Origin of the sequence: Methylobacterium oryzae, from assembly GCF_021398735.1 — a bacterium.
Classification (GTDB): domain Bacteria; phylum Pseudomonadota; class Alphaproteobacteria; order Rhizobiales; family Beijerinckiaceae; genus Methylobacterium.
The window spans coordinates 3,446,564-3,470,875 of record NZ_CP090349.1; the positions used below are offsets into that span (position 1 = coordinate 3,446,564).

General features: G+C 72.5%; 23 protein-coding genes. 11 read left to right on the plus strand and 12 right to left on the minus strand.

The window, feature by feature from the left end; genetic code table 11:
- Window positions 1–188: 188 nt before the first annotated feature.
- Window positions 189–1,835, plus strand: coding sequence for a hybrid sensor histidine kinase/response regulator (locus LXM90_RS16405; RefSeq protein ID WP_020095150.1), 1,647 nt, complete (start codon window positions 189–191; stop codon window positions 1,833–1,835).
- A 17-nt stretch (window positions 1,836–1,852) separates the two neighbouring features.
- Here LXM90_RS16405 and LXM90_RS16410 read toward each other — a convergent pair whose 3' ends face one another.
- The 7 genes from LXM90_RS16410 to urtA all read right to left on the minus strand — a co-directional run bounded on the left by LXM90_RS16410 (window position 1,853) and on the right by urtA (window position 8,373).
- The gene (locus tag LXM90_RS16410) at window positions 1,853–2,149 is read right to left on the minus strand and encodes a hypothetical protein (RefSeq protein WP_020095149.1); all 297 of its coding nucleotides are present in this window, start codon (window positions 2,147–2,149) and stop codon (window positions 1,853–1,855) included.
- Window positions 2,150–2,249: 100 nt separating this feature from the next.
- Window positions 2,250–2,456: a hypothetical protein gene (locus LXM90_RS16415; RefSeq protein ID WP_020095148.1), complete on the minus strand. Its 207-nt coding sequence runs from the start codon at window positions 2,454–2,456 to the stop codon at window positions 2,250–2,252.
- A gap of 300 nt (window positions 2,457–2,756) precedes the next feature.
- Window positions 2,757–3,452, minus strand: a complete 696-nt coding sequence (gene urtE / locus LXM90_RS16420; RefSeq protein ID WP_020095147.1) for an urea ABC transporter ATP-binding subunit UrtE — start codon at window positions 3,450–3,452, stop codon at window positions 2,757–2,759.
- 2 nt (window positions 3,453–3,454) lie between these two features.
- The gene (urtD, locus tag LXM90_RS16425) at window positions 3,455–4,258 is read right to left on the minus strand and encodes an urea ABC transporter ATP-binding protein UrtD (RefSeq protein ID WP_020095146.1); all 804 of its coding nucleotides are present in this window, start codon (window positions 4,256–4,258) and stop codon (window positions 3,455–3,457) included.
- Window positions 4,255–5,409, minus strand: a complete 1,155-nt coding sequence (urtC, locus tag LXM90_RS16430) for an urea ABC transporter permease subunit UrtC (RefSeq protein ID WP_026605241.1) — start codon at window positions 5,407–5,409, stop codon at window positions 4,255–4,257. The genes urtD and urtC overlap by 4 nt, the downstream gene beginning before the upstream one ends.
- 5 nt (window positions 5,410–5,414) lie before the next feature.
- Entirely contained in the window at window positions 5,415–6,986 is a 1,572-nt protein-coding gene (gene urtB / locus LXM90_RS16435; RefSeq protein WP_205833568.1) for an urea ABC transporter permease subunit UrtB, read from the minus strand.
- A gap of 91 nt (window positions 6,987–7,077) precedes the next feature.
- Window positions 7,078–8,373: an urea ABC transporter substrate-binding protein gene (gene urtA, locus LXM90_RS16440; protein WP_234080793.1), complete on the minus strand. Its 1,296-nt coding sequence runs from the start codon at window positions 8,371–8,373 to the stop codon at window positions 7,078–7,080.
- Window positions 8,374–8,698: 325 nt separating this feature from the next.
- Here urtA and LXM90_RS16445 point away from each other — a divergent pair, with 325 nt between their 5' ends.
- Complete coding sequence (locus tag LXM90_RS16445; protein ID WP_020095142.1) at window positions 8,699–8,917, plus strand: DUF6894 family protein; 219 nt, start codon at window positions 8,699–8,701, stop codon at window positions 8,915–8,917.
- A gap of 224 nt (window positions 8,918–9,141) precedes the next feature.
- Window positions 9,142–9,921, plus strand: coding sequence for a Crp/Fnr family transcriptional regulator (locus tag LXM90_RS16450; protein WP_020095141.1), 780 nt, complete (start codon window positions 9,142–9,144; stop codon window positions 9,919–9,921).
- 3 nt (window positions 9,922–9,924) lie between these two features.
- Here LXM90_RS16450 and LXM90_RS16455 read toward each other — a convergent pair whose 3' ends face one another.
- Both LXM90_RS16455 and LXM90_RS16460 read right to left on the minus strand, forming a co-directional pair.
- Window positions 9,925–10,644: an HWE histidine kinase domain-containing protein gene (locus LXM90_RS16455; RefSeq protein WP_020095140.1), complete on the minus strand. Its 720-nt coding sequence runs from the start codon at window positions 10,642–10,644 to the stop codon at window positions 9,925–9,927.
- A gap of 57 nt (window positions 10,645–10,701) precedes the next feature.
- Window positions 10,702–11,433, minus strand: coding sequence for a Crp/Fnr family transcriptional regulator (locus LXM90_RS16460; RefSeq protein WP_205833567.1), 732 nt, complete (start codon window positions 11,431–11,433; stop codon window positions 10,702–10,704).
- A 424-nt stretch (window positions 11,434–11,857) separates the two neighbouring features.
- Here LXM90_RS16460 and LXM90_RS16465 point away from each other — a divergent pair, with 424 nt between their 5' ends.
- From LXM90_RS16465 to LXM90_RS16485, 5 genes are read left to right on the plus strand one after another with little or no spacing between them, the layout of a single operon-like run.
- Entirely contained in the window at window positions 11,858–12,808 is a 951-nt protein-coding gene (locus LXM90_RS16465; RefSeq protein ID WP_020095138.1) for an ABC transporter ATP-binding protein, read from the plus strand.
- Entirely contained in the window at window positions 12,805–13,698 is an 894-nt protein-coding gene (locus tag LXM90_RS16470; RefSeq protein ID WP_234080794.1) for a branched-chain amino acid ABC transporter permease, read from the plus strand. Before LXM90_RS16465 ends, LXM90_RS16470 begins: the two co-directional genes overlap by 4 nt.
- 6 nt (window positions 13,699–13,704) lie before the next feature.
- Window positions 13,705–14,739, plus strand: a complete 1,035-nt coding sequence (locus LXM90_RS16475) for a branched-chain amino acid ABC transporter permease (RefSeq protein ID WP_020095136.1) — start codon at window positions 13,705–13,707, stop codon at window positions 14,737–14,739.
- Between the two features lie 33 nt (window positions 14,740–14,772).
- Window positions 14,773–16,140, plus strand: a complete 1,368-nt coding sequence (locus tag LXM90_RS16480; RefSeq protein WP_205833566.1) for an ABC transporter substrate-binding protein — start codon at window positions 14,773–14,775, stop codon at window positions 16,138–16,140.
- A gap of 7 nt (window positions 16,141–16,147) precedes the next feature.
- Window positions 16,148–16,948: an ABC transporter ATP-binding protein gene (locus LXM90_RS16485; RefSeq protein WP_020095134.1), complete on the plus strand. Its 801-nt coding sequence runs from the start codon at window positions 16,148–16,150 to the stop codon at window positions 16,946–16,948.
- 39 nt (window positions 16,949–16,987) lie between these two features.
- Here LXM90_RS16485 and LXM90_RS16490 read toward each other — a convergent pair whose 3' ends face one another.
- From LXM90_RS16490 to LXM90_RS16500, 3 genes are all read right to left on the minus strand, one after another.
- Entirely contained in the window at window positions 16,988–17,209 is a 222-nt protein-coding gene (locus LXM90_RS16490) for a hypothetical protein (RefSeq protein ID WP_020095133.1), read from the minus strand.
- 98 nt (window positions 17,210–17,307) lie between these two features.
- Window positions 17,308–18,558: a hypothetical protein gene (locus LXM90_RS16495; RefSeq protein ID WP_234080795.1), complete on the minus strand. Its 1,251-nt coding sequence runs from the start codon at window positions 18,556–18,558 to the stop codon at window positions 17,308–17,310.
- A gap of 55 nt (window positions 18,559–18,613) precedes the next feature.
- Window positions 18,614–18,892, minus strand: a complete 279-nt coding sequence (locus LXM90_RS16500; RefSeq protein ID WP_020095131.1) for a hypothetical protein — start codon at window positions 18,890–18,892, stop codon at window positions 18,614–18,616.
- Between the two features lie 640 nt (window positions 18,893–19,532).
- On the opposite strand from LXM90_RS16500, the gene cysE reads away from it, so the two are divergent.
- The 3 genes from cysE (at window position 19,533) to LXM90_RS16520 (ending at window position 24,213) form a co-directional block, all read left to right on the plus strand.
- Window positions 19,533–20,405: a serine O-acetyltransferase gene (gene cysE / locus LXM90_RS16505; protein ID WP_020095129.1), complete on the plus strand. Its 873-nt coding sequence runs from the start codon at window positions 19,533–19,535 to the stop codon at window positions 20,403–20,405.
- A gap of 429 nt (window positions 20,406–20,834) precedes the next feature.
- The gene (locus tag LXM90_RS31915; protein ID WP_026605239.1) at window positions 20,835–22,232 is read left to right on the plus strand and encodes a family 2B encapsulin nanocompartment shell protein; all 1,398 of its coding nucleotides are present in this window, start codon (window positions 20,835–20,837) and stop codon (window positions 22,230–22,232) included.
- Entirely contained in the window at window positions 22,219–24,213 is a 1,995-nt protein-coding gene (locus LXM90_RS16520) for a family 2A encapsulin nanocompartment cargo protein cysteine desulfurase (RefSeq protein ID WP_020095127.1), read from the plus strand. The genes LXM90_RS31915 and LXM90_RS16520 overlap by 14 nt, the downstream gene beginning before the upstream one ends.
- Window positions 24,214–24,312: the final 99 nt, after the last annotated feature.

Below are 24,312 nucleotides of genomic sequence, written 5' to 3' on the forward strand. Positions count from 1 at the left end.
CGGCGGCGCGCCGTTGCCCGGATCCCGGGCGGCGACGCGGCAGGGCGACTGCACGATGAAGCGACAGCGGGAGACCGGGGCCGGCACGGCGCGATTCAGGGCGGACGCCGCGGGGTCCGCTCCGGCGGAGCGGGTGCCCGGCCTCGGTCTCGGTCTCGGCGTCGCTGCCGAGCGGGCCTGAGCCGACGATGTTCGGGTCGCGGCGCCGGCGGGACGAGACGTACGACAACGAGAAGGCGCAGGCGCTGATCCGGGCCGTCGTCATCGGCCTCGCCTGCCTGTATCTCCTGCCCCAGATCTACGGCGGGATCGCCCCGCCGGAGGCCCGGTTCGTCGCCTATCTGGTGACGTGCCACTGGGTCTTCGCCGTGGCGCTGTACGGCTGGATCAGCCGCAACCCCGGCAGCAACACGCCGCGCCGCGTCGTCACCTTCCTCCTCGACCTCGGCGGGATGACCTACACGATGGCGGTGGGCGGCGCGCCGTTCCTGCCGCTCTACGCGATCGTCATCCGGCTGATCGTCGGCAACGGCCTGCGCTACGGCGTCACCGCCCTGAAGGCGTCCACGGCGGCGGCCCTGGTCTCGATCGCGGTCACCACGTACTTCAACGCGTACTGGCGCGCGAACCCGTTCCTCGTCCTGACGCTGACGGCCATCACCGTCCTCGTGCCGACCTACATCTACAGCCTGCTGGAGCGCCTGCGCGGCGCCTACGAGCGCGAGCAGGAGGCGAGCCTGTCCAAGTCGCGCTTCCTGGCGCAGGCGAGCCACGATCTGCGCCAGCCGATCCACGCCATCAGCCTGTTCACCGCCTGCCTGCGCGGCGCCCGGCTGGGGCCGGAGGAGCTGCAGATGGTCGAGAACATCGACCGGTCGCTGCAGAGCGTCTCGCGCCTGTTCAAGTCGCTCCTGGACATCTCGACCCTCGACAGCGGACGGGTGGAGCCCCGGCCCGAGCCCGTCGCGATCAACGACATCCTCGAGGATGTCCGGCGCCAGAACTCCGAGGCCGCCCAGATCGCCGGGACGGCCCTGCGCAGCCGCGCCTGCGCGGTCGTGGTGCGCACCGACCGGGCCCTGCTCACGACCATGGTCCAGAACATCGTCAACAACGCGATCAAGTACGCGCCCGGCCGGCCGATCCTGATCGCCTGCCGCCGGCGGGGCGACCGGCTCGCCATCCAGGTCTACGATCGCGGCCCCGGGATCCCGGTCGCGCATCAGGAGCGGGTCTTCGACGAGTTCTACCAAGTCCGCCGCCGCGGCGACCGGGACGTCGAGGGGGTGGGCCTCGGCCTGCCGATCGTCCGGCGGCTCGGCGCGCTCCTGGACCTGACGGTGACGCTGCGCTCGGTGCCGGGGCGCGGGACCTGCGTGACGATCGGTGACCTGCCCCTCGCCCGGGCCCCGCAGCCCGTGGCCCTCCCCGCCCGGCTCGACCCGCCGGCGACGATCGGCGGCCTGCGCGTGCTGCTGGTGGAGGACGACGCTGCCGTGCTGCGGGCGACCGCCAGCCTGCTGGAGAAATGGGGCTGCCGCGTCCGGCCCGAGACCGGGATCCCCGACGCCGTGCCGGAGATCGACCTCCTCATCACCGATTTCGAGCTCGGGAACGGCGTCACGGGGACGGACTGCATCGCGGCGGTCCGGAGGCTCGCCGGCCGCCCGCTGCCGGCGGTGGTGATGAGCGGCCACGACGAGGCGCGCGTGCGCGAGGATCTGGGGGCGCCGGACATCCCGATCCTCTCGAAACCGGTCCGGCCGGCCGAGCTGCGCTCCGTGCTCACCGCCGCGAGCCTCCGGCTGCGCCCCCGGCCGGCGCCGGCCGCGTGAGGCGCGCGGTCGGCGCCCTACCGGGCCGGTTCGCCCGGGGCCCTGCCCGGCCCCCTGCCCGGCTCCTCGCCGGGACGCGCGGTCCCCGTCCGGCCGCCCTGCTGGTCGAGCATCGCCCGGAGCAGCGCGTCCCGCGCGAGGCCGTGCTCGGTCGCGATGCGGTCCACGATCCGGAGCGCCTGCGCGGCGGGGGAGCGGTCCGTCACCGGCAATTGCGCGAAGGCTTGGCTGAGTCGCGTTCCCGCGACGTATCCGATGACGATCCCGACGAGGACGCCGCAGGCGCCGGCCAGGATCAGGACGCCGAACTTCATCACTCACCCGCCGGCTGCCGCGAGACTGCCGGCCTTCTGACCATCCCGCGCGGGTGATCTCAAGAGGCGGGCCGCCGGCTCGGCGGCCCCGGTCGCCGCGTCAGCCCTGCTCCGCGCGGTCCGCGCCGTCGCGGGCCTCGGCCTCCCGCCGGGCCGCGCGGGCCTGGGCGATCAGGTCGACGGCCGTCAGCGGGGCATTCGCCCCCACGCCGCCGGCCAGCAGCAGGCCCGGCGGCACCGTCCGGACCTGGGCACGGCCGCCGCGGACGCCGCGGCGGCCGGCCCTTCGATCGGTCGCGTTCGTCATGACAGCGCGCCGCCCGTCAGCGCGGGCCGGCCTGCGGCCGCGGCCGCGGAACGGCGATGGTGACCAGCTCGCCGGTGATCGGATCCAGGATCGTCATGGGCCCCCCGTGGTTGTGCCCCATGGCGGACCTGAATTGTGTTTTAACATTGGCCAACCGGGGCCGTGTGCACAGATTTGGCGGTCGATGTCGGCCCCGGCCGCGCTCCGATTGTTGATTATCCGTCCCGATATCCGGATCGAAGTGCGGTATTCCCGGGCCCGGCGCCGGCGGGACGTGCGGCGGGACGTGCGGCGGGCGCGCTAGACGGACATCCAGCGGAGCACGTCGGCCTCGACCATCCCGGCCCGGGGGCCGGCCAGCACCACCTGCCCGCGATCCATCACCGCGTAGGAGTCGCAGAGGTCCCGGGCCCACTCGAAATACTGCTCGACCAGCACGATCCCCATCTCGCCCTTGCCGCGCAGGTAGGTGATCGCCCGGCCGATATCCTTGATGATCGAGGGCTGGATCCCCTCGGTGGGCTCGTCGAGCACGAGGAGCTTCGGCCGCGTCACCAGCGCCCGGCCGATGGCGAGCTGCTGCTGCTGGCCGCCCGAGAGGTCGCCGCCGCGCCGGTGCAGCATGTCCTTGAGCACCGGGAACAGGTCGTAGATCTCCCCCGGGATATGGCGGTCGCGGCGCCTGAGCGGCGCGAAGCCGGTCTCCAGGTTCTCCTTGACGGTGAGCAGCGGGAAGATCTCGCGGCCCTGGGGCACGAAGGCGATCCCGGCCCGGGCCCGGTCGTAGGGCGCGAGGCCCTGGATCGGGCGGCCGTCGAGACGGATCGCGCCGGAGCGCACCGGCTGCTGGCCGACGATCGCCCGCAGCAGCGAGGTCTTGCCGACGCCGTTGCGGCCCAGGACCGTGGTGACCCGCCCGGCCTCGGCCGTCAGCGAGACGCCGCGGAGCGCCTGCGCGGCGCCGTAATAGAGGTCGATGCCGTCGACGGAGAGCATGGTCATCGTCCCAGATACACCTCGACGACCCGCGGGTCGGCCGAGACGGCGTCGATCGAGCCCTCGGCCAGCACCGCGCCCTCGTGCAGGCAGGTGACCCGGCAGCCGAGGTCCCGGACGAAGTGCATGTCGTGCTCGACCACCAGCACGGCGTGCTCGCCGGCGATGCGGCGCAGCAGGCGGGCGGTCTCGGCGGTCTCGGCGTCGGTCATGCCGGCCACTGGCTCGTCGACCAGCAGGAGCTTGGGGTCCTGCGCGAGCAGCATGCCGATCTCCAGCCACTGCTTCTGGCCGTGGCTGAGATCGGCCGCCGGGCGGCCCCGGTGGGCCAGCAGGCCGACGGTCTCCAGCAGCGAATCGATCCGCGCGGCCTCCACCCGGTTGCGCCAGCCGAACAGGGACGCGAAGGCGGCGCGCGGACCTTTGAGGGCGAGCAGGATGTTGTCGGCGACCGTGTGGCTCTCGAACACGGTGGGCTTCTGGAACTTGCGGCCGATGCCGAGGTCGGCGATCGCCGGCTCGTCGCTCCTGAGCAGGTCGTGGGTGCCGTCGAACAGCGCGATGCCGCTGTCCGGCCGCGTCTTGCCGGTGATGCAGTCCATCATGGTGGTCTTGCCGGCGCCGTTCGGGCCGATGATCGCCCGCAACTCGCCGCGGGCCAGCGTCAGCGACAGGCCGCGCAGGGCCTTGTAGCCGTCGAAGGTCACCCGCAGGTCGTCGAGGTAGAGGAGCGCGTCCGTCTCGCGCTTCCGGTTGGCGGGGCCGCGGGCAGCGGCATCCGGCGGTTCGAGGAGGTCGGTGCTCACGAGCCCTGCCCTTCTTCGGCGAGTTTCGGGGCGATGGCGGGCTCCGGCGGCAGCTTGGCGGCGGCGCGCCGGGAGCCGAACCGCTCGATCGCGGTGCCGACGAGGCCGCGCGGCAGGAACAGCGTCACGAACACGAACAGGCCGCCGAGCGCGAACAGCCACGCGTCCGGCATCGCGCCGGTGAGCACGGTCTTGGCGTAGTTGACCAGCACGGCGCCGAGCGCCGCGCCGACCAGCGTGCCGCGACCGCCCACCGCCACCCAGATGACCGTCTCGATGGAGTTGGTGGGCGCGAACTCCCCCGGGTTGATGATGCCGACCTGCGGCACGTAGAGGGCGCCGGCGACGCCCGCCATCATGGCCGAGACCGTGAAGGCCAGCGTCTTGAAGTGCTCCGGCCGGTAGCCGAGGAAGCGCGTGCGGCTCTCGGCGTCGCGCACGGCGATCAGGATCTTGCCGTAGGCCGAGACCGTCATGACCCGGGCGATCAGGTAGCCCAGCGCCAGCGCGATTCCGGTGGCCACGAAGATGCCGACGCGGAAATTCTGTGCCTGAACCGAGAGTCCCAGGAGATCCTTGAAGTCGGTCAGCCCGTTGTTGCCGCCGAGCCCCATGTCGTTGCGGAAGAAGGCGAGCATCAGCGCGTAGGTCAGCGCCTGGGTGATGATCGACAGGTAGACGCCGGTCACCCGCGACCGGAAGGCGAGCCAGCCGAACACGAAGGCCAGCAGGCCCGGCACCAGCAGCACCATCAGGGCCGCGAAGGCGAAGTGGTCGAAGCCGTACCAGTACCAGGGCAGCGCCTTGTAGTTCAGGAACACCATGAAGTCGGGCAGGACTGGGTTGCCGTAGACGCCCCGGGCGCCGATCTGGCGCATCAGGTACATGCCCATCGCGTAGCCGCCGAGGGCGAAGAACGCCCCGTGGCCGAGCGAGAGGATGCCGCAATAGCCCCAGACGAGGTCGAGGCTGACCGCGAGCAGCGCGTAGGCGAGGTATTTTCCGAAGAGCGAGACGAGGTAGGTCGGCAGGTGCAGGCCGGAGCCCTCCGGCACCGCGAGATTCAGCACCGGCACGGCGAGGCAGAAGGCGGCCAGGACGGCGAGGAAGATCCAGCCCTTCAGGTCGATGAGGGGGGTGCGAGGCGGTATGGGGCTCACGATTCCACCGCCCGGCCCTTGAGCGCGAACAGGCCGCGCGGGCGCTTCTGGATGAACAGGATGATGAAGATCAGGAGGCCGATCTTGGCGAGCACCGCGCCGATATACGGCTCGGCGAGCTTGTTCACGACGCCGAGCGTCAGCGCCGCCACCAGCGTCCCCCAGAGGTTGCCGACGCCGCCGAACACCACCACGAGGAACGAGTCGATGATGTAGCCCTGGCCGAGATTGGGCGACACGTTGTCGATCTGCGAGAGGGCGACGCCCGCGATCCCCGCGATGCCGGAGCCGAGCCCGAAGGTCAGGGCGTCGACGTAGGGGGTGCGGATGCCCATCGCGGCGGCCATGCGGCGGTTCTGGGTGACCGCCCGGGTCTTCAGGCCGAAGGACGTCTTCCGCAGCACGAACAGGAGGCCAAGGAACACGGCGAACGCGAACACGATGATCCACATCCGGCCCCAGGTGATCGACAGGCCGTAGAAGTCGAAGGCGCCGCTCATGAAGGCGGGGGCGCCGACCTCGCGGTTGGTTGGGCCGAAGATCGAGCGCACGCCCTGCTGCAGCGCGAGGCTGACCCCGAAGGTGGCGAGCAGCGTCTCCAGCGGGCGCCCGTACAGGAAGCGGATGATGAACCGCTCGATCAGCACCCCGACGAGGCCGGCGACCAGGAACGCGCAGGGGATGCTGATCGCCAGCGACCAGCCGAACAGGACGGGCGCCTTGGTGCGGATCAGCTCCTGCACGAGGTAGGTCGTGTAGGCGCCGAGCATCACCATCTCGCCGTGGGCCATGTTGATCACGCCCATCACCCCGAAGGTGATGGCGAGCCCGATGGCGGCGAGCAGCAGGACCGAGCCGAGCGAGATGCCGTACCAGACGTTCTGGAGGGCGCCGATTATCGCGAGCCGCGTCTCGATCGCCGCGATGCCGCGGGCGGCGGCGGCGCGCACGGCCTCGCTCGGATCCGCCGCGAGACCGCGCAGGATGCCCATCGCGTCGCCATCGCCCCGGGCCTGGATGGCTGGAATCGCGGCAATCCGGTCGGGTTCCGCGGTGCCCGGCCTCGCGAGCAGCACGGCGGCGCGGGCCTCGGTGAGCGCCTGCCGGACGCCCGGACTGGTCTCGCGGGCGAGCGCCGCGTCGAGGGCCGGCAGCGCGGCCACGTCCCGCGCCTTGAACACCGCGTCGGCGGCGGCCCGGCGCCGGGCCGGGTCGGGGCTCGCGAGGTCGAGCTGCCCGCGGGCGGCCTCGATCGCCCGGCGGACGCGGTTGTTGGCCCGCACCGGCTTGAGGTCGGGGCTGTCGGCGGCCGGGGCGCCGGTCCTCGCATCCACGACGGCGCCGCCCTGCCGGATGAGCAGGGTCTTGTCCGGGCCCACCAGCAGGCGGCCGTCCGACAGGGCCGAGAGGATCGCGTCGGCGCGCGGGTCGCCAGAGGCGGCGAGGCCGGAGACGCCGGCCTCGATCTCGGCGTAGCCGTCGCCGGCGAGCTGCGCGTAGGGATCGGGCGCCTGCGCGAGCGCCGGGGCGCAGAGCAGCAGGACGAGGAGAGTCAGGAGACGAAGCATCGGGGCCGTTCTGCGAGCCGGGAGCGGTGCGCCCCACACGGGTGAGGCGCGTGTCCCCTCTCCCCGCTCGCGGGGAGAGGAGGTGCAGGGCTTACGCGCCGCCGCAGGACTTGGTCTTGGTGTTGTAGTTGCCGCACTTGAGCTTGACCCAGTCGGCCTCGAGGTCCTTCGAGCCCTCGAGCTGCTTCGACCACGCCTCGCCGGGGATCAGGCCCTCGGTCTTCCAGACCACGTCGAACTGGCCGTTCGACTCGATCTCGCCGATGAAGACCGGCTTGGTGATGTGGTGGTTCGGCAGCATCTTCGCGGTGCCGCCGGTGAGGTTCTTCTGCTCGATGCCCGGCAGCGCGTCGATCACCTTGTCGGGGTCCGTGGTGCCGGCCTTCTCGACCGCCTTCACCCACATGCTGAAGCCGATATAGTGGGCCTCCATCGGGTCGTTGGTGACGGCCTTGGGGTTCTTCTTGAACGCCTGCCACTTCTTGATGAAGGCCTCGTTCTCCGGCGTCTTGATCGACTCGAAGTAGTTCCAGGCGGCGAGGTGGCCGACCAGCGGCTTGGCGTCGATGCCGGCGAGCTCCTCCTCGCCCACCGAGAAGGCGACGACCGGGATGTCGGTGGCCTTGATACCCTGGTTGCCGAGCTCCTTGTAGAACGGCACGTTGGCGTCGCCGTTGATGGTCGAGACCACGGCGGTCTTCTTGCCGGCCGAGCCGAACGCCTTGATCTTCGACACCTCCGTCTGCCAGTCCGAGAAGCCGAACGGCGTGTAGTTGATCATGATGTCCTCGTCCTTGACCCCCTTGGACTTGAGGTAGGCTTCGAGGATCTTGTTGGTGGTGCGCGGGTAGACGTAGTCGGTCCCCTCCAGCACCCAGCGCTTCGCGCCGCCGCCATCCTCCGACATCAGGTAGTCGACCGCCGGGATCGCCTGCTGGTTCGGGGCGGCGCCGGTGTAGAACACGTTCCGCTCGCTCTCCTCGCCCTCGTACTGGACGGGGTAGAACAGGATGTTGTCGAGCTCCTTGAAGACCGGCAGCACGGACTTGCGCGACACGCTGGTCCAGCAGCCGAACACGGCCGCGACCTTGTCCTTGCTGATCAGCTCGCGAGCCTTCTCGGCGAAGAGCGGCCAGTTCGAGGCCGGGTCGACCACCACCGGCTCCAGCTTCTTGCCCAGCACGCCGCCCTTGGCGTTCTGCTCGGCGATGAGCATCAGCATCGCGTCCTTGAGGGTGGTCTCCGAGATCGCCATCGTGCCCGACAGCGAGTGCAGGATCCCGACCTTGATGGTCTCCTGCGCCCGGGCGGCGCCCGCTCCCAGCGTGCCCATCGCCAGCCCGGCGGCCAGCGCGGCGGCCGAGGCCCAAGTTCCAAATGCCTTCATGGCGGTCCCCTGCGTCGTCTTCCTCGCGACGGGCCGGGCTTCGCAAATCGTGTGCCAATTATTTAGGCATGGCGCGCCGGGAGGCTGCTCGGGGCGCGCCGGCGCCCAGAAGGACGGCGTTTCGCCCGCCGGAGCGGCAGCGCCGTGCCGCGTCCTGCGGCGTCGGGGGGCACGTCGGGGGGCGGGCGGACCAAGCGGTGGGCACCGGCGACCGCAATCTCGCCAGCACGTTGAACGGATGCGGATCGATGCCACTTACCTCAGCCCGCGGGGCGGGCGGCACCCGTCCGCCGGGGCGGGAGGGGGTCCTGGGCTGAAGGCTGTCATGGCAGAGCGCTACTATTTCCGCCTGAGGAGCGACGGCGAGACGATCGAGGACGAGACCGGCGTCCTCGCCGCGTCGGTCGCGCACGCGGAGGCGGAGGCGCTGGTGCTGATCGAGGAGTTCCGGAAGGCCGGCGAGCTGCCGGACGCTGCGGCGGGCTGGCGGATGGAGATCCACGACGCGAACGGCACAGTCCTGCGCACGCTGCCGCTCTCCTGATACGCCGACCCGGCCCCATGCCCCGACGGGCACGGCGCGGCGCGACCCCAGCGCGATCCGGTACGACCTTCGCGGCCGATGCCGGGAGGCGGCCCCGGTCCGATCGCGCCGAGAGCCGCATCCGGGCGTGGCGATCATTTGATGCGTTCGCGGAGTAAGGATAAGCCGTCACGCGTTTACGCAGAGGCGGCTCCGCGCGCGTGGCAGGATGTCCGGGAGATCCCTTGAACCCCTTCCTTCGGAAGCTGGCCCTGCGCGCGAACCTGGACGAGGGCGACGTGGCCGCCCTGGCAGCGGCCACCAGCGATGTCGCGCAGGTCGAGGCGGGCCGCGACCTGGTCTCGGAAGGCGTGCGGCCCGACGCCGCCTACGTGATCCTCGACGGGTTCGCCTGCCGCTACAAGCTGGTGCCCGACGGGGGGCGCTCGATCCTCGCCTACCTCGTGCCCGGCGACGGCTGCGACCTGCACGCGTCCCTGCTCAACCGGGCGATCCACTCCGTGGCGACGCTGACGCCCTGCACCGTCGCCTCGGTCCCCTACCGGACGATCAAGGAACTCGCCGCCCTCCGGCCCAACATCTACCGCGCCCTCTGGTGGTCGATCCTGGTCGACGAGGCCGTCCTGCAGGAATGGCTCGTCGGGGTGGGGCGCCGGTCCGCCGACAGGCAGGTCGCCCACATCATCTGCGAGCTCTTCGCGCGCCTGAACGCCGTCGGCCTCGGCCTGGAGCCCGATTACCGCCTGCCGCTGGCGCAGTCCGAACTGGCCGACACGGCGGGGCTCTCGAACGTCCACCTCTCGCGCGTCCTCTCCGATCTGCGCAGGGCCGGCCTGATCGAGAGCGGGCGCAAGAGCGTGCGCGTGCCGAATCTCGAGCGTCTGCGGGAGTTTTCCGGGTTCACGCCCGACTACCTGCTCCTGCCCGGCCCGAACCCGCCCGTGGAGGCGCTCGGCGCGCTGCCGCAGATGACCGGGCAGGTGCGGGCGGCGTCCGGCTCGTGAGGCTCACCGGCCGTCGCCGTCCCAGTCCGTCTCGGGATCCTCGGCCACGCGGCGCCCGATCTGGGCCGTGAGCGGCACGCGGATCGCGCAGCGCAGCCCGTCCGGCTCGTAGCGCTGGTCGACCGCCGCGCCGAGATCGTAGGCCAGCATCTCCGTCAGCACGTCCGTGCCGAAGCCGCGCCGTCCGGAGGCCTGCACACCGCGGCCGCCGGTCTCGGCCCAGTCGAGGCTGAGGACGGGCGGTCCGGCCTCCGCGTCCGTCACCCGCCACGCGGCGCGGATCCGGCCCTGGGGGAGCGCCAGGGATCCGTGCTCCACCGCGTTGCTGGCCAGTTCGTGCAGGGCCAGCGCGACGACCTGGGCGGCCTTGGGGCGGAGGCGCACCCGCGGGCCCGCGAGGCTGGCCTGCTCGCCCTCGCGGGCGAGGTGGAACATCAGCTCGTCCGAGATCAGCGTGTGCAGGTCCGCGTCGCCGAACGCGTCCGTGGCGGCCTGCACGCGCATGATCGCCCCGAACCGGCCGTCGAGATGCGCCACGTAGCTCTCGACATCCGCGGCGCTCTCGGCGGAGCGGTGCATGACGGTGCGCATCATCGCCATCGTGTTGCGCATGCCGTGGCGCAGGCCGTCCGGGAGCCCCGCCGCGTCGAGCAGCCGGCGCAAGCGCGCGTTGTTGGCCTCGAGGGCCGCGAGTCGCTCCGCCGGATCGCGAGGGTCTGTCATGCCGGGCCACTCCGGATGTCGTTCAACCTGGCTCAATCACCGCGGGGCGGCCAGGGTTCAGCGCGCGGCGGCGTGGCCGGCCTCGGTGAGATGGAGGTACGCGGTGTCGAAATGCGCGAGCCGGGCGAGCGCGGCCGGATCGTGGATCGTCAGGCGCCGGCTGCGCAGGGTGATCAGCCCCATGCCGCGCAGTTCCTGGAGCGTGCGGTTGATGTGCACGCTGGTCTGCCCCATCGCGTCGCCGAGATCGTTCTGCGTCATCGGCATCGCGCAGGTATTCCCGTCGTTCAGGCCGATGGCTGCCAAGCGCGCGTGCACCTCGCAGAACAGGTGGGCGAGGCGCTCGATCCCGGTGCGGCTGCCGAGGCTGACCGTCCACTCGCGCTGGATCGCCGCGGTGGCCAGGGCCTCGCGATGGAAGGCCATGTCGAGCCGCGGGCTGCGGGCGATCACGTCCCGCATCGCGGGGCCGGAGATCTGGCCGAGGAGCACGGGCGTGATCGCGCCGATCGCGTGATCCATCTCGTCGAGGAGGAAGATGTGCGGGTCGCACGGGTCGCCCGGGAGCAGGAGCGAGACGATCTGGCGGCGCCCGTTGGCGAACTGCCGGTACCGGCAGGCCCAGCCCTCGAGGATCACGTTGATCGCGCGCGGATCGTCGCCCTCGTGGATGATGTCGGTGCGCGCGGCGACCATGCGGCTCGGGCTCATGGCGTCGGCCAAGCACATCCGGTCGTCTTCGGAGAGCCCGACATAGCAATTTAGCTTGTGCACGAGCGGGTTTGGCATGGCGGCGTCTCCACGACGGCGTGGGGGCGCGAACCTACATTTTGTTTCAAGCCATGAATACTTACGCAGATTAGTTTATGCTACCGTAAGGTGTCTTTCCGCCCGCCGCACCTGGCCGAATCGCCCGGATCCGGGCCCGTCACCGTCGCGAGGCGGCAATATCTCGGCGGTTCGGGCGGCCCATCGCGAGGACTAGGGCAGTGATCCCGCGCCGGACTCTCCCGGAGGGAGAATGTTCGCGCGTCGTGTCGAAATTGAAAAGACTGTGCTTTTGACTTCGTGGGCCCGGCGGAGCCCGATTTGACGGGCGGGAGTGCCGGAATATCGGCTCGGGACACGTCGTCGTCCTGTTCCTCGCCTTCTCTCAACGGGTTCCGCCGGTTCGCGCCGCAGCGGACGGCCTATCGTGGACGGATTCCTGCCCATGCAGCCTGCGCTGCGCCTCGTCCGCCCGGTCCGGGACGGGCGACCCCCCCTCCCCCGGCCCGCCGCCCGCCCGGCGGCAGGCCCCGGCGGCGGCCCGCACCGGGACCGGGCGGACGCGGTCCTGTCGGTCGAGGGGCTGTCCCTCGCCTTCGGCGGCACCGTCGCCTTCGCGGAGATCGACCTCGCGGTCGGGGCCGGCGAGATCCACGCCGTGATCGGGCCGAACGGCGCCGGCAAATCCTCGCTGATCAACGCGATCACCGGCCTCTACGCGCCGCGGGCCGGGCGGGTGCGGCTCGGCGCGGAGAGCTTCGCCCGGGTGCCGGCCGGGCGGCTCGCCGCGCTGGGCGTCGCCCGAACCTTCCAGAACCTCGCCCTGTTCGCGGGCCTGAGCGTGCGCGACAACGTCCTCGCGGGGCTCTCAGCCGCGCGGCGCGCTGGGCCCGCGGCCCAGATCCTGGGCCTGCCCTCCGCCCGGCGGGAGGCGCGCGCCCACCGCGCCGCCGCCGAGGCGGTGATCGGACGCCTCGGCCTCGCGGCGGTGGCCGACCGCCTCGCCGGCAGCCTCCCCTACGGGCTCCAGAAGCGGGTCGAGCTCGGCCGGGCCCTGGTGGCCGGGCCGCGGCTCCTGCTCCTCGACGAGCCGATGGCCGGCATGACGGCGACCGAGAAGGCCGAGATGACCGGCTTCATCCGGGCGGCGCGGGATCGGTCCGGGGCCGCGATCGTCCTGATCGAGCACGATATCGGCGTCGTCATGCGCCTCTCCGACCGGGTGACCGTGCTCGATCACGGCCGCCGCATCGCCACCGGCACGCCCGCGGAGGTGCGGGCGGACCCGGCGGTCATCGCGGCCTATCTGGGGCTCGCGGACGGGGAGGCGGATGCCGCCGCGGATGGAGACGCGGATGGAGACGCGGCCGAAGACGGGGACGCGGCCGCCGCATGAGCCCGGATCTCGCCTTCCTGATCGAGGTTGTCGTCGGCGGCCTCCTGTCGGGCGTCATGTACGCCCTCGTGGCGATCGGCTTCGTGCTGATCTACAAGACCTCGGGCGTGCTCAACTTCGCCCAGGGCGCGATGGTGCTGTTCGCCGCCCTCACCTTCGTGAGCCTGACCGAGCGCGGCCTGCCCGTCCCGGCGGCCCTGGCCGCGACGCTCGCCGCGATGGTGGTGGTCGGTCTCGGCGTGGAGCGCCTGGTGCTGCGGCCGCTCGTCAACCAGCCGCCCATCACCCTGTTCATGGCGACGCTGGGCGTCGCCTACGTGATCGAGGGCGCGGCCCAGCTCGCCTGGGGCACCCAGGTCCACGGCCTCGACCTCGGCATCGACGAGACGCCGATCGATCTCGGCGGCGTGCTGGTCAGCCGGTTCGACCTGTTCGCCGCCGCGGTGGCGGGCCTGATGGTGGCGGTCCTCGCCGCCTTCTTCCGCTACACCCGCACCGGCCTCGCCTTCCGGGCGGTGGCGGACGATCCGCTCGCCGCCCTCAACACCGGCCTGCGCCTGCCCCGGATCTGGTCGGCGGTCTGGATCGCCGCCGGGATCGTCGCGCTGGTGGCGGGGCTGCTCTGGGGGGCGCGGCTCGGCGTGCAGTTCTCCCTGTCGCTGGTGGTGCTGAAGGCGCTGCCGGTGCTCGTGCTCGGCGGCTTCGACTCCGTCGCCGGGGCGATCGTGGCCGGGCTGCTCGTCGGCGCGGCGGAGAAGCTGTCCGAGGTCTATCTCGGGCCGGTCATCGGCGGCGGCATCGAGGGCTGGATCGCCTACGTGGCGGCCCTGGGCTTCCTGCTGGTCCGGCCGTCGGGCCTGCTCGGCCTGCGCGCCGTCGAGCGGGTCTGAGCCGCCGTGGTGGCCCTCCCCCGCGCCGTGCCGCGCCCGCACCTGCCCGCCGGGACCCTCGGCCTCGGCGCCCTGCTGGTCCTGGCCTACGGGATCCTTCCGCTCACCGGCACGAGCTACCTGTTCGAGGCGCTGCTGACGCCGTTCCTGGCCCTGGCGCTGGCCGGCCTCGGGCTCAATCTGCTCACCGGCTATGCCGGGCTGCTCTCCCTGGGCTCGGCCGCCTTCATGGCGGTCGGGGCCTACGCGGCCTTCAACCTGTCGCTGCGCCTGCCCGGCCTGCCGCTCCCGGCGTCGCTCCTGCTCGCCGGCCTCGTGGCGGCGCTCGCCGGGCTGGTGGCGGGGCTGCCGGCCCTGCGCCTGCGGGGCTTCTACCTCGCGGTCTCGACGCTCGCCGTGCAGTTCTTCGTGGCCTGGGCGCTGAACCGGATCGGCTGGATCTCCGACGACAGCCCCTCGGGCATCGTCACCGCCCCCCGGCTGGCGGTGGCCGGCCTGTCCTTCGACGACCCGCGCGGCCGCTACCTGGTCACGCTCACGGTGGTCACGCTGCTGACCTTCGTCGCGTGGAGGCTCGTGACCTCGCCCACGGGGCGGAACCTCGTGGCGATCCGCGACAACGAGACCGCCGCCCGCCTCGTCGGCGTGCGGGTCGCCCGGACCAAGCTCCTGGCCTTCGCGGCCTCGTCCTTCGTGATCGGGATCGCCGGGGCGCTCTGGGCCTTCGCGTATCTGCGCACCGTCGAGCCGGCGGGGTTCAACCTCGACCGCTCCTTCCAGATCCTGTTCATCGTGATCATCGGCGGCCTCGGCACCCTGCGCGGCGCCTTCCTGGGCGCGGGCTTCATCGTGGTGCTGCCCCTGCTCCTGTCGCGCCTCGGCGCGGCGCTGCTCGGCGACGGGTTCGATTCCGGCACCCTGGAGATGGTCCAGCGCGTCGTGCTCGGCGCCCTGATCGTCGCCGTGCTGATCCGCGAGCCCGCCGGCCTCGCCGCCCTCCTCGACCGGGCGGGCCGCCGCCTCGGCCGCCGCGCGGCCTGATCCCCTCCCCGCCCGACCAACCCCAGGACGACCATGCCCCTGACGACCCGTCTCCGCGCCGCGCTCCTCGCCGGCACCGTCGCGCTCGCCGGCGCGGCCCCCCGGGCCGCTTGGGCCGACGAGCAGTATTTCCCGCTCCAGAGCTACCGGGTCGGCCCCTACGCGGCCGGCGGGACCGGCTTCTTCGGCGGCTTCATCGACTATCTCAACCTGATCAACGCCCGCGACGGCGGGGTGAACGGCGTCAAGCTCACCTGGAGCGAGGGCGAGACCCAGTACGAGGTCGAGCGCGGCGTCGAGGTCTACGAGCGGCTGAAGTCCCGGCCCGGCATCGCCGCCTGGAACCCGCTCTCGGTGGGCATCGCCTACGCGATGATCGACCGCATCACCGCCGACAAGGTGCCGCTGATCACGATCAACCACGGCCGCACCGACTCCACCGACGGGCGCGTCTTCCCCTACGTGTTCCCGCTGCTGCTCAACCCCTACAGCGAGACGAGCGGCATCATCCAGTATCTCGGCACCCGCGCGGGCGGCCTCGACAAGCTGAAGGGCAAGACCGTCGCGGTGCTCTACCACGGCTCGCCCTACGGTAAGGAGACGATCCCGATCTACGCGCGGCTCGCCGAGCGCTACGGCTTCACCGTCGCGCAGATCGAGGTGCCCCATCCCGGCAACGAGCAGCAGTCGCAGTGGCTCACGATCCGGCGCCTGAGGCCCGACTTCGTGGTGCTGCGCGGCTGGGGCGTGATGAATCCGGTGGCCCTGAAGACCGCCCAGAAGACCGGCTTCCCGGCCGACCGCATCGTCGGCAATGTCTGGTCGAACTCGGAGGAGGACGTGATCCCGGCCGGTGACGCCGCCAAGGGCTACGTCGCCATCACGACCCAGGCCTCGGGCACCGCCTACCCGGTGATCCAGGAGGTCGTCGGCAGGGTCTACGGGGCCGGCAACGGCAACCTCGCCGACCGGAAGCGGATCGGCAGCGTCTACCACAATCTCGGGGTGCTGAACGGCATCCTCAACGTCGAGGCGGTGCGCATCGCGCAAGCGCGGTTCGGCCAGCGGACGCTCACCGGCGACGAGGTGCGCTGGGGCTTCGAGCACCTGCGCCTCGACGAGGCCCGGGTGGCGGCGCTCGGCGCCAAGGGCCTGTTCCACTCGATCAACGTCACCTGCGCCAACCACGAGGGCGAGGGCCGCGTCACCTTCCAGCAATGGGACGGGGCGAAGTGGACCGTGGTGTCCGACTGGATCGCCCCCGACTGGGCGAGCCTGCGCCCGATCATCGAGGCGTCCGCGACCGCCTACGCCAAGGAGCGCGGCATCACCCCGCGCGACTGCGCCGCCGAGGAGGCCGCGGACGCGGCCGGCAAGCAGGCCGCCGCGGCGGCCCGGTGAGCGCCCGGTGAGCACCGCGCTGCCCCTCCTGCAGGTCGAGGCCCTGGAGGTCGTCTACGGCGGGGCGGTGCACGCCCTGCACGGCGTCGACCTCGCGGTCCGGGCGGGGGAGATCGTCGCCCTGGTCGGCGCCAACGGCGCCGGCAAGACGACCCTGCTGCGGGCGGTGTCGAACCTGCTGCCGGCCCTGCGCGGCCGGGTCACGGCCGGGCGCCTCGCCTATGACGGGCGCGACGTGACGCGGACCCGGACCGACGTCCTCGTCCGCGCCGGGCTCGTCGGCGTGCTGGAGGGGCGCCACTGCTTCCGGAGCCTGAGCGTCCAGGAAAACCTCGTGGCGGGCGGGCTCGGGCGCGGTACGGGCCGCGGCGGCGTGCGCGCCGATCTGGACCGGGTCTACGGCCTGTTCCCGCGGCTCGCCGCGAAGCGGGGCGTCGCCGCCGGCCTGCTCTCGGGCGGCGAGCAGCAGATGGCGGCGATCGGCCGGGCGCTGATGGGGCGGCCCCGGCTGCTCGTCCTCGACGAGCCGTCCATGGGGCTCGCTCCCCGCGTGGTCGAGGAGATCTACCGGGTGCTCGCCGGCCTGAACCGCGCCGAGGGTCTGACCCTGCTGGTGGCCGAGCAGAACGTCCACCTCGCCCTGCGCCACGCCCACCATGCCGTGGTGCTGGAGAACGGGCGCAGCGCGCTGGCCGGCACCGCCGCGTCCCTGCGGGCGCGGGACGACGTCCGGTCCCTGTATCTCGGGGGCGCCGACGATGCCGGGGCCGCCGCGCTGCCGGAGACGGGCCGCCGCGCATCGGGCTGACGGTGCCGGCCCGCGTCAGACCTCGCATCAGGCCTCGCGTCAGGATTCCCGGTCGGCCCGGCGCAGGGACCAGAGCAGGGTACCGTGGGCGTCGACCAGCCACAGGGCGTTCACCGCGTCGTCCTCGATCGTCAGCGAGCGGCTGTTGGCGAGGCGCACCGCCTCCTTCGCGTCCGCGGCCGTGAGCACCTCGTCGACGCGCGGCGCGCCGATCTCACCATCCTCGCCACGGACCGCCCCGCGCAGGCGATAATCCGGCATCCGTCGAACCCCCATCTCCCCGCGGCCGGCGCCCGTCCGGGGCGTGCCGCGGGTGCGAAGATAGGCGCCGGCGCGGCGTGTCGAGGGTCGGCGGGCCGCTACGGCCCGTCGCGGCTCGCCAGGATCCGCTGCGGCTCCGTGAGGAACACGGCCCGCAGCGCGGCGGCCGATTCGCGGGCCGCAAGGTCGAGGGCCCGCCGCGTCGCGGCGATCCGGGCGGCGCAGTCGCCCGAGGGGGCCGCCGCTGCGGCCATCGACCGCGCGGTGCCCGGATCCGCGGCGGGCGCGGCCGCCCCGTCCGGCCGCGCGGCCCGTGTCCGGGCGAGGAGCGGGGCGAGCCCGTGCGACGCGGGCCGCTCGGCCCGCAGCCGCGCGTCGAGCGCCACGAGGTCGCCGGCCGCGAGGAGGCCGCAGGCCGCCGCGTCCCCCGCGCCGGCCCGCTCCAGCGTCGCCAGGATCCGCTGGCCCAGGGCGCGGACGACGGCGTCGTCGGCCGACCGGAAGCGCCGCTGCAGGTAGCCGGCGGCCATCCACCTCAACCCCGCGGCGGCCTCCGCCTCCGGCCGGCCGGCGGCGTAGCCGTCCCGGTACCACCGGGCGATCGGGTCGAGCCCCGCCGCCTCGGCTTGGCGCAGGATCGGCAGGTTCCGCAGGATCGCGGCCCGCGCCCCGGCCGCGCTCGGATCCGCGTCCAGGGTGGAATCGGGGAAGCGGTCCGGTCCGACGACCTCGGTGACGATGCCGGCCGCGCGCAGGTCCCCGTCCGTCGGGATCCAGATCCCGGCCGGGGGCACCGCCAGCGCCCGCGTCACGAAGGCCGCCGGCAGGCCGGCGGCCCGGTAGGCCGCCCGCTCCGGCGCGGAATCCACCGGGTGCATCCGGCCCCGCGCCCCGATCTCGTAGGGGGCGTGGAAGCCGAGCCGGCCGCCGGTCGCGAGGTAGCGCGTCCGGCCGCGGATGAAGATCAGCGTGCAGGCCGAGGCGCAGGCGTCGGGGACGTAGGTGGCGAGGCCGCGGGCCGCCACGAGCGCCCCGATCGCCGCCCCCTCCTCTACGAGGCCGCCGTCGCTCGTGAGATGGATCCGGGCGATCCGCGGGTGCGCGGCGAGGATGGCCCGGACCCGCGCGGCGACCCCGGCCGCGAGATCGCCCGCGAGCCTCAGGTCCCGTCCGCCCGGCCCGACCGTGAGCCGGGCCGGGACGTCCGGCACGCCGGCCGCGCCGCGGCCCTTCGGCGGGTTTCCGGCCGCGGCCGGGCCGGCGGCACCGAGCGCCAGGGCGGGCGCCAGGGCGAGCGCGCAGGCGGCCGTCCCCGTCCAGCGCCTCCACCCGCGGGGGAAGACCGACATGGCAGGTTTCCATCGTTCGTGGTCGGAGAGGCCGGCGCGGCCGGCAGCGACGCGCCTACTGGAGGTAGGCGACGAACATCTCGGACACGGCCCGGGACGCGTAGGCTTCCGGGCTCTCGCCCCAGCGGATCGGGAAGGCCTCGGCCACCGGGCGGCCGGCGAGGATCTGCGCGACCTCGTCGGGCATCAGGCCGTCGTCGAGGGCGCTCGCGAGGGCGGCGCGTTCGTGGGAGGGATGGGAGCGGACGCTCCGGGACAGGGCCCGGCCGAGGGCGGCGGCCGGTTCGGGGCTCAGGTCGGGACGGGTGTTCCGGGTCGTGTCATAGGTCAGCATCGGTGGTCGCCTCGCGTGTCTGATGTCGTGCGCTCTCCTCCTCTTGGACGCGGCAACACGGCAGACACGGCGCAGTCATCCGGGCGAACCGTTCCTTGCTGGTGATCACGGCAAACCTCCGTTGGGCTCCGCATCAACTGTATGTCGACGCCGTCAATGTAGACGCCAGGCCCGAGAATGTGCTGCCAAATTGGCGAGGACTTGCAGCGCAGGTTGTTCGTCGAAGCCGCGAGCCGGAGCAGAAGCACGGGGTCGGCGGAGATATGCCCGGATCGCGGCCGCGATCGATCGCCGGTGCCGGTCGGCGACGGCCGGCTCCCGGGACTTGCCAAAGCCGGCGCGATGCCTGAATATCATTTTGTAACAACAACTTAGCGAAACAATGCTCCGGCAACGCGCTCGTGCGGTCGAAACCTTCTCCGCCGGGCCGGGGCATCCGGAAGAGACTTCTCGCCGGCGCCGCCGGCGGCGGAATCGGGCCGCTACCGCGACCGGTTCGAGGGAGACGACACCATGGCCCCGGGGACGATGATGCGGGGCGACGCCCCGGCCAATGTGGGCGTGACGGTCCAGGGGCACGACGCCCTGGAGCGCGGCCGGCCCGGCCCGTTCCGCCCCCTGCCGTGATCGGCGACGACCGATGCATCACGCTGCCCTGCCCGCCGCGGGCGCCACGATGGCCGTGGTCCAGCCGCCCCTGCGCATCACGAGCCGCAGCACCGCGGAGGCCGAAGTCTGGGCCGCCCTGCGCGCCGAGGCCGAGGCGGCCCTGATCGAGGAGCCCCTCTATGCGGGGATCATCCAGGCGACGATCCTCGACCAGCGCTCGCTGGCCCAGGCCCTCGCCTACCGCCTCGCCCACCGGCTCGGGGACGGCGACCTCGCTCGCCTGTCGATGCGCGACCTGTGCCTCTCGGCCTTCGAGGCCGACCCGCAGGCCGGCGCCCACGCGGTGCGCGACCTCGTGGCGATCCGTGAGCGCGACCCGACCTGCCGCCGCTACCTCGACCCGTTCCTGTTCTACAAGGGACTCGCCGCGCTCGAGGCGTACCGGGTCGGCCACTGGCTCTGGCACCGGGGCCGGGCGACCCTGGCGCTGCACGTCCAGAGCCGGATCTCCGAGGTGTTCGGCTGCGACATCCACCCGGCGGCCCGGATCGGTTCGGGGGTGTTCATCGACCACGCCACCGGCGTGGTGATCGGCGAGACCACGGTGATCGCCGACGACGTCTCGATCCTCCAGTCGGTGACGCTCGGGGGCAACGGCAAGGAGAGCGGCGACCGGCATCCCAAGATCGAGCGCGGGGTGCTGCTCAGCGTCGGCGCCAAGGTGCTGGGCAACATCCGCGTCGGGGCGGGCGCCAAGGTCGCGGCCGCCGCGGTGGTGCTGCAGGACGTGCCGCCCCACACGACTGTGGCGGGCGTGCCGGCCCGGGTCGTCTCGCGCCTGCCCGTCGACGAGGAGCCGGCGCTCAGCATGGACCAGTCCTTCGGCTACGGGGACGGCATCTGAGACGCGCGAAAGATTTTTCCTGACAACAAAGTCGTCCGGGCGCCGCCGCCGGGCGCGACTCCGTAGAATTAAGTTCTCTGACATGCCTGTCTGAGGACGGTCGTGTCCTGTTCGTCGTGCATACCACGGGATCCATTTCTACGAATCGATGAAAAATAGGGACATCATTCCGTTGACCCTTGGGCGAATCAGACTTTATCCAGACATCGCCGGAACAACGATGAAGTCGGCCCGGCCGAGCGTTCGACGATGGCTGTCGGACTGCTAGAGAATACATGATTTGATTGACGGTGCGGCCGCTCAAGTAGCGATCGTCGTCGCGTTCTGATCGGAACGACTTGCGTCCGCCCCGCACAGGCTGCGGGGCGCACCGCCGCCGCGCGGATCGGCGCGGCGCGCCTGAAATCCTGGATGGAGTGAGGACGAACGATGAGTGGACCGGGTCTGAGCGTGAGCGCCACGGCGGCACGCAATCTTGCGACGGCGACCGTCACCTCGGTCCAGAACGCGGCCAACACGCCGCGCTGGCTGCTCCGGCTCCTGCCCTTCGTGGACGTGGCGGGCGGGGTCTACCGCGTCAACCGCCGCGCCGTCGTGCTGGCCCGCCCCGGCCGGATCGATCTCGTCGCCGAGGACAAGGGGGACGGCAAGGTGATCCGTCCCGCCTCCCTGCGGGCCGTGCCGCTGTTCAGCCGGCTGGGCGATGCCGAGCTGGCGGCGCTGGCGGCCAAGTTCACCGAGAGCCGGCACAAGGCCGGAACGGTGATCCACGAGGAGGGCTCCGCCGGCCGCAGCCTCACGGTGGTGGCCGACGGCACCGTCGAGCTGACCCTGTCGGGCCCCTACAAGGGTCGCCTGCGCCAGGGGCTCGCCACGAAGGGCGACTATTTCGGCGATGCGGGCCTCGCCGGTGAGCGCGCGCCCGCCCCGGCCGTGAAGGCCCTGTCGGCCGTGACCCTCCTGACCCTCGACGCCGCCGCGGTGGAGAGCGAGGAGATCCGCGCCAAGATCGCGCAGTACCGCGAGGAGCGCGACCGCCTCAAAGGTCACACCAACTCCTACGGCGAGCAGGGGATCGAGCTGCTGGCGGTCCATACCGGCGAGCCGCGCCTGCCGACGACCTTCGTGGACTACGAGGTCGATCCGCGCGAGTACCACCTCTCGACCATCCAGACGATCCTCAACACCCATACCCGCGTCACCGATCTCTACTCCAACGAGATCGACCAGCTCCGCGAGCAGATCCGCCTCACGGTCGACGCCGTGAAGGAGCGCGAGGAGTGGGAGCTCCTGAACAACGCGCAGTTCGGCCTTCTCGGCGAGGTCGGCCCGCGCCAGCGCATCCCCACCCGCGGCGGCCCGCCCACCCCGGACGACCTCGACGAGCTGCTGACCCTGGTCTGGAAGAAGCCCGCCTTCTTCGTGGCCCATCCCCGCGCCATCGCGGCCTTCGGCCGGGAGGCGACCCGCCGCGGCGTGCCGCCGGTCGTCGTCCACCTGTTCGGCGCGCCGTTCATCACGTGGCGCGGCGTGCCGCTGGTGCCGAGCGACAAGCTGCCGATCGACCTCGACCCGGTGACCGGGGCCGAGACCACCTCGATCCTGCTGCTGCGCGTCGGCGAGGGCGAGCAGGGCGTGGTCGGCCTGCAGAAATCGGGCGTGACCGGCGAGATCGAGCCCGGCCTGTCGGTGCGCTACATGGGCACCAACGACCACTCGATCGCCTCGCACCTCGTGACCCGCTACTTCTCGGCCGCCGTGCTGGTCGAGGACGCGATCGCCCGCCTCGATAACGTGCTGCTGGGCAACTACCATGACTACGCCTGAGGCTGTCGCCCTCGGGCTGCCCGGGGCGAGCCCGGGCGAGCTGGCCCACGCGGATCTCGTCGGACGCCTCGCCCGGGAGATCTACGGGCAGGGTCAGGCCGCGAGCCGGCCCTTCGCGCCGGCGCTCCCCGCCGGCCCCCAGGTCCCGCAGGCCCTCGAGAGCCTGCCCCAGGGCCCGGGCGGCGCGCCGCTGCCGAGTGCGCCCCTGGGCGTCCCTTCCGCCCCAGCGGGCGGCCAGCCCGCCGGCCTGCCGCCCGACGCCTCCGCGCTGGCGGCGCGCTCCTTCGGGGCGCCGCCGGTCGGCCTGCCGGGCCTCTCCGGCCCGACCGTGCCGAACCTCGCACCCGCGAGCCCGGCCCTCGCCGATGTCGGGGCGATCCCGCCGGTCCACCCGGCGAGCCCGCGCCCCGTGCTGCCCGATTTCTCCTTCGCCAGCGCCCCGGCGCTGGCGGCCGCCCTGCCCGGCGGTCCGGAGCTGCACCGGCAGATCGCCGCGGACCATCCCCGCGCCAACGCCTTCGCGCACGCCCTCGCGCCGACTCTCGTGCCGGCCGACCCGTCGAAGGCCGGCCGCGATGCGGCGCAGGAGCGCTTCGCCCGGACCGGCCATCTGTCCCGGGTGCCCGAGGCGTCGGCCGGCGACTACTACTTCCTGAACCTCGGCCCCGGCCCGGCCCGCAGGGCGCCGGCGAGCCCCCGGGTGGAACCGGCCCGCGACCCGGGCCCGGCGCCGCGCCTGGCCGCGCAGGGGGCGAGCCCGGTGGCGGCGCCCTTCGACGTGGAGCATGTCCGCCGGGACTTCCCGGCCCTGCACCAGAGCGTCAACGGCCACCCGCTGGTCTGGCTCGACAACGCCGCCACCACCCACAAGCCGCAAGGGGTGATCGACGCGACCTCGGAGTTCTACGCTCGGCACAACTCGAACATCCACCGGGCCGCCCACACTCTGGCGGCGCGCGCCACCGACCTGTTCGAGGGCGGCCGCGCGGCGGTGCGCCGCTTCCTCAACGCGCCCACGAAGGACGACATCGTCTTCCTGCGGGGCACCACGGAGGCGATCAACCTCGTGGCGAACTCGTACGGCCGGGCCAATGTCGGCCCGGGCGACGAGATCATCGTCTCGACCATCGAGCACCACGCCAACATCGTGCCCTGGCAGCTGCTGGCGCAGCAGACCGGGGCGACGCTCCGGGTGATCCCGGTCAACGATCGGGGCGAGATCATCTTCGAGCAATACGCGGCGTTGCTCTCCGGCCGGACCAAGATCGTCTCGGTGACGCAGGTGGCCAACGCGCTCGGCACCGTGAACCCGGTGCGGGAGATCATCCAGCTCGCCCACGCCTACGGGGTGCCGGTGCTGGTCGACGCGGCGCAATCCGCGCCGCACATGCCGCTGGACGTGCAGTCCCTCGACGCGGACTTCCTGGTCTTTTCCGGCCACAAGGTGTTCGGGCCGACGGGCATCGGCGCGCTCTACGGCAAGACCCACCTGCTGGAGGCGATGCCGCCCTGGCAGGGCGGCGGCCACATGATCGAGGACGTCACCTTCGCGAAGACCGTCTACAAGGGCGCGCCCGAGAAGTTCGAGGCGGGCACACCCGACATCGCCGGGGCGGTCGGTCTCGGAGCGGCGCTCGACTACCTCGCGGCTATCGGCATGCCGGCGATCGCCGCCTACGAGCACGACCTCCTGGGCTACGCGCAGGGCGGGCTCGCCGACGTGAAGGGCCTGCGCCTGATCGGCACGGCCTGGGAGAAGGCGAGCGTGATGTCCTTCGTGATCGAGGGGCAGACGAACGAGGCGGTGGCCCACCACCTCGACGGTCACGGCATCGCGGTGCGCTCGGGCCACCACTGCGCCCTGCCGGCCCTGCGCCGGTTCGGAGTCGACCAGTCGGTGCGGGCCTCGCTCGCCTTCTACAACACCCGCGCGGAGGTCGACGCCTTCCTGCGAGCGCTGCACACCCTGCCGCGACCGTGACCGGCGCGTCGCCGGCCGGCGGGCGCGGGGGCGTCGTGTCCGCGCCGAACCCTGCCCTGCGGGCGTGAGGATCCGCGCGACCCGTCGCCGACGTCCGGC

Bases quoted from the DNA above. Each gene is read 5' to 3' on its own strand.
- LXM90_RS16405 (WP_020095150.1), top strand. From the start codon at position 189: ATGTTCGGGTCGCGGCGCCGGCGGGACGAGACGTACGACAACGAGAAG.
- LXM90_RS16410 (WP_020095149.1), bottom strand. From the start codon at position 2,149: ATGAAGTTCGGCGTCCTGATCCTGGCCGGCGCCTGCGGCGTCCTCGTC.
- LXM90_RS16415 (WP_020095148.1), bottom strand. From the start codon at position 2,456: ATGACGAACGCGACCGATCGAAGGGCCGGCCGCCGCGGCGTCCGCGGC.
- urtE (WP_020095147.1), bottom strand. From the start codon at position 3,452: ATGCTCTCCGTCGACGGCATCGACCTCTATTACGGCGCCGCGCAGGCG.
- urtB (WP_205833568.1), bottom strand. From the start codon at position 6,986: ATGCTTCGTCTCCTGACTCTCCTCGTCCTGCTGCTCTGCGCCCCGGCG.
- urtA (WP_234080793.1), bottom strand. From the start codon at position 8,373: ATGAAGGCATTTGGAACTTGGGCCTCGGCCGCCGCGCTGGCCGCCGGG.
- LXM90_RS16445 (WP_020095142.1), top strand. From the start codon at position 8,699: ATGGCAGAGCGCTACTATTTCCGCCTGAGGAGCGACGGCGAGACGATC.
- LXM90_RS16455 (WP_020095140.1), bottom strand. From the start codon at position 10,644: ATGACAGACCCTCGCGATCCGGCGGAGCGACTCGCGGCCCTCGAGGCC.
- LXM90_RS16460 (WP_205833567.1), bottom strand. From the start codon at position 11,433: ATGCCAAACCCGCTCGTGCACAAGCTAAATTGCTATGTCGGGCTCTCC.
- LXM90_RS16465 (WP_020095138.1), top strand. From the start codon at position 11,858: ATGCAGCCTGCGCTGCGCCTCGTCCGCCCGGTCCGGGACGGGCGACCC.
- LXM90_RS16470 (WP_234080794.1), top strand. From the start codon at position 12,805: ATGAGCCCGGATCTCGCCTTCCTGATCGAGGTTGTCGTCGGCGGCCTC.
- LXM90_RS16480 (WP_205833566.1), top strand. From the start codon at position 14,773: ATGCCCCTGACGACCCGTCTCCGCGCCGCGCTCCTCGCCGGCACCGTC.
- LXM90_RS16490 (WP_020095133.1), bottom strand. From the start codon at position 17,209: ATGCCGGATTATCGCCTGCGCGGGGCGGTCCGTGGCGAGGATGGTGAG.
- LXM90_RS16495 (WP_234080795.1), bottom strand. From the start codon at position 18,558: ATGTCGGTCTTCCCCCGCGGGTGGAGGCGCTGGACGGGGACGGCCGCC.
- LXM90_RS16500 (WP_020095131.1), bottom strand. From the start codon at position 18,892: ATGCTGACCTATGACACGACCCGGAACACCCGTCCCGACCTGAGCCCC.
- cysE (WP_020095129.1), top strand. From the start codon at position 19,533: ATGCATCACGCTGCCCTGCCCGCCGCGGGCGCCACGATGGCCGTGGTC.
- LXM90_RS31915 (WP_026605239.1), top strand. From the start codon at position 20,835: ATGAGTGGACCGGGTCTGAGCGTGAGCGCCACGGCGGCACGCAATCTT.
- LXM90_RS16520 (WP_020095127.1), top strand. From the start codon at position 22,219: ATGACTACGCCTGAGGCTGTCGCCCTCGGGCTGCCCGGGGCGAGCCCG.